The 3,833-nt window shown below is 71.4% G+C and carries 3 protein-coding genes; all 3 read right to left on the bottom strand.

Annotated features, from left to right (window positions below; genetic code table 11):
* Positions 1-350: hypothetical protein (locus tag E1295_RS47465; protein WP_132641883.1), on the bottom strand; the 350-nt coding region annotated here is incomplete at its 3' end.
* 15 nt (positions 351-365) lie between these two features.
* A complete protein-coding gene (locus tag E1295_RS47460; protein WP_132641881.1) occupies positions 366-2,024 on the bottom strand; it encodes a tetratricopeptide repeat protein in 1,659 nt (552 codons plus the stop codon).
* 248 nt (positions 2,025-2,272) lie between these two features.
* On the bottom strand, positions 2,273-3,505 hold the full coding sequence (locus E1295_RS47455) for a DMT family transporter (protein ID WP_166427788.1): 1,233 nt from the start codon (positions 3,503-3,505) through the stop codon (positions 2,273-2,275).
* Positions 3,506-3,833: the final 328 nt, after the last annotated feature.

Below are 3,833 nucleotides of genomic sequence, written 5' to 3'. Positions count from 1 at the left end.
GTCACGAACGCCCCCACGGCCCCCGCCCCGCCGAAGGTCAGCGCGGCCGTGACGGCGTGCGCGAACGACGACGTCCACGACGGCAGTGACTCCCCGGCCAGCCGGAAGGCCACCAGCACTCCGGTCGCCGCCAGCGCCACCCGCCGGCCCGGACGGACGCCCACCAGCTCCAGCGCGCGGGCCGACCAGGCGAGCAGGCCCAGCGAGATGAGCACGACGACCCCGACGGCCGGCACCAGGCATCCCCAGTCCTCGCAGCCGACCCCCGCCCATGCCAGGCGCACGGTCGCCCACCACAGCACCCCGAGCGCGGCGCACACCGCGGCCGCCCGGCCCATACGCCTCGTCATGAACTCATCGTCCCATCAGGACGGATGGGCGGCCCGGCGCTCGTCCGCTTCCGCCTCCGCGTCACGGCCGAGGGCCCGCAGGGCGACGGCGCGGTTGGCGTACAGGTCGGGCTGGGGCTGCAGGTCGATGGCCCGCGACAGATCCTCGGCCGCGCCCGGCACGTCTCCGGCGGCGAAGCGCAGCACCCCCCGGTTGCCCCAGGCGGCGGCCAGCCGGGGCGCCTGCTCGATGGCGAGGTCCAGCGCCACCCTGGCCTCGGCGAGCCGGCCCGCCGTGGTCTCCAGCTGGCCCAGCACCGTGAGCAGGTGCGGGTTGCCGGGCGCCAGCGCGAGCCCGGCCCGGACGTCACGCCCCGCCTCCGCGTCCCGGCCGCAGGCCGCCAGCAGGCCCGCCCGGTTGATGTACGCGTCCACGTATGAGGGGTCGAGTTCGATCACCCGGCCCAGGTCGGCCAGCGCCCCCTCGACGTCCCCGCGCACGGTACGCAGTTCGGCCCGGTTGTAGTGCGCCTCGGGCAGCGGCGGCCCCGCCCGCATGGCCCGCTCGAAGTCGGCCAGCGCCTCCTCGTGCCGGCCGAGCGCGAACAGCAGGTGCCCGCGCTCCAGGTAGTAGTCGGGAAAGGCCGGGTCGACGGCGATCGCGGCGGCGTAGTCGTCCAGCGCCTCCTTGGCGCGCCCGAGCGCGGACAGCAGCTGCGCCCGGTTCGCCAGCAGCACCATCCGGTGCAGCGGGTGCCGCTCCCCCAGCTCGCCCGCCAGCTCGATGGCCGACTCGACCAGCGACAGCGCGACGTGGAGCCGGCCGTGCCGCAGCTCGATCAGCGCCAGGCCGTTGCGGTCGAACCCGAGTTTGAAGGCCCGTGTCATGGGGTCGGGCAGGAGCGTGGAGATGGCGATCGCCTCGTTGACCCATCGCCTGGCCCTGGCCAGGTCGCGGCGGGCGGGGTCGCGGTGGCGGGCGTCCAGCATGGCGGTGCCGTACGCGCTGGCGGCGTGCATCTCCGGGTCCTGGCTGACCTCGCGCACCCGCTCCCACACGGCGAGGGCGTCACCGGTGCGGTCGAGCCCGCCCAGCGCGGTCGCCGTACGCTGGGCGAAACCCCACCAGCGCGCGCCGCCCGGCTCGGTACGCGACATGCCGAGCTCTCCCAGCTCGGCGACGGCGTGCAGGAAACCCTCACGTACGCACCGGTCCACCACGGCCCACAGCTCGTCGGCGTCGCGGTCGTCGGGCGGGTGCCGCGGCCCGCCGGAGAAGACGGTGATCGCCAGCGTGGCGGGCGGGATCCGCCGCATCATGACGTCGAGCAGTTCGACGTCCGTGGGGTCGGCCTCGACCGCGTTGCCCACGACGAGCTCCCGCCCGGGAGGCACGACGTCGCGGACGAACTCGGTGAGCCCGTTGGCCAGCCGCAGCGTACGCCGGGGCGCGGGCACGAGGATGCGTTCGTCGTCGGGCAGGTCCGCCTCGACCGTCATGCGCGTGGCGGGCACGAGCCCCGCGAGCTCGGGCGCGGCCGCTCTGATCTCGATGTCGTACGCCGCCACGAGGTCACGGGAGCGTTCCAACGCGAGCGGCACCAGATGCCGTAACAGGGCGGCGGCCACGGTGTACGGGCCACGCGGCCGCCGGTGCCCGTCGATCACCGGCATCAGCAGTCGCGCGGTCTGCATCCGGGCCTGCGGTTCGCCCGGGACCCTGTGGTGAGACCTCTCCTCGGTCACCCCTTGTGAATGACGCTGGAGGTTCCCGCGAGCCGTACGGTGCCAGGCTTGCGGACAATGATGCGCTTCATGACGTACCTCTCCACTCCGGGGGTAATTTCCTATTATTAGGACACCCCACCGAATATCAAGGTGCATGCTAAACAAGTGGCGGATTAGCGGATAAAATCACTCGCCTATTGATCGGCATTTCTTCGCTATTGAGAGCGAAACCATCGGTGTAATCCTGTGGTACGCGTACGTTCGGACTGCTCCATCAAGTCGCACAGGCACCTGCCGAGCAACGTGACCGACTGGCAACAGCCGGGCCCGTGCAGATTGCGCGCCCTGACGATGATGGTGGCCCGCTCGATCAGCCGCTCGAGGCTCGGCTCGCCGCCTCCCTTGAGCGAACGGGTGTGCCAGGGGCACCTGTCGGTGTCACCGCAGGCCGTCTTGGCGATGACCGGCGAATGCCTGCCGTCCAGCCGCAGCGGATCAGCCCGCTTGACCCTCAGGTCGGCGAGCCTCTGGGCGGCGGTCCTGGTGGCGTTCACGAGCAGGTCGCGATGGCCGCACCCACGGCGCAGGACCGCGGCCCTCGCCGCCGCCCTGGCCGGCAGCGCCAGCAACATCGCCGCCGCCATGAGCCCGCCCCCGACGACCATGCTCCAGCCCATCGCCTCGTCGAACCAGATCACCGCGATCGCGGCCACCCAGACGGGCTGCGACGACATCAGGATCGCGCTGGGCACGGCGGGCACGTGCGCCTGGCCGTACGAGCGGGCCAGGAAACCCAGCGCGCACGAGACCACCGACAGGTGCGCCATGACCCACCAGTCGTGCACGCCGGTCGGCAACACGATCCCGTCGCGCACGGCGAAGCCGCCCGTGAGCAGCCCTATGGTGAACAGCTGGATGACGGTGAGCGCGTACGCGTGGAAACCCACCCCGCGGCTGGACAACTGCGCGAGCAGGAGCGTGTGGCCGGAGTAGAGGGCGGCGGCGGTCAGCGTGACACCAAGAGCGAGCACCGAGACCTCGTGCTCCTCCATGCCCTGCAGCAGCGTGAACACCATCATGCCGGCCAGCGCCAGCACGACCCCGGCCCAGATCCGCCGCGGCACGCTCGCCTTGTGCAGGATGAGCGCCAGGATCGGCGTGATCACCACGCTGCAGCCCACCGCGAACCCGGACACCGCCGACGGCAGCCCCTGCAGGGCGACCGCCTGCCCGACCTGCCCGAGCCCGAACATGACTCCGAGTACGGTCCCGTAGATCCACGTCACCCTCGGAAGGCCCCGAAGGCAGCCGGGCCTGATGGCGAGCAGCGTCAGCGCCGCGAGCACGTAACGCTCCGCGAGCAGATCCTCGACCGGCAGGCGGTCGATGAGATCCTTCATCAGCGGGAAGGCCGACCCCCAGGCGGCGCTGACGAACAACAGAAGCACAGCTCCCAGGAGGGGGCGGGGAGCGGGCAAGACTGCCATGCCCAAAAGCATCTCACTACTATTCGCAGCCGTAGATGTACAGTGAGCAGCCGGTGATGGTCCTCTACAACTCGGTGTTAAGAGCCTCACCCGCGGGTTCGTACTTCCTTATCCGTCACCGTGAATGTCGGCCGCCGCTGACAGATCCGTCACGCCGATCATCCGGGATGGTCCGCTTTGCGCGACAGCCGTCCGTCACGCTCCGTGACGGGACCCGTCGGCGCGGAGGCGCCGGAAATTCGGGGAGAAGTCACCCGAGGAGGGGGTTCGGCCCCGGAGGGGGTGGGGC

Source organism: Nonomuraea mesophila, assembly GCF_004352805.1.
GTDB classification, from domain to species: Bacteria; Actinomycetota; Actinomycetes; order Streptosporangiales; family Streptosporangiaceae; genus Nonomuraea; species Nonomuraea longispora.
Note: the sequence above shows the minus strand (reverse complement) of the source record. Positions and strands in the feature narration are given on the sequence as shown.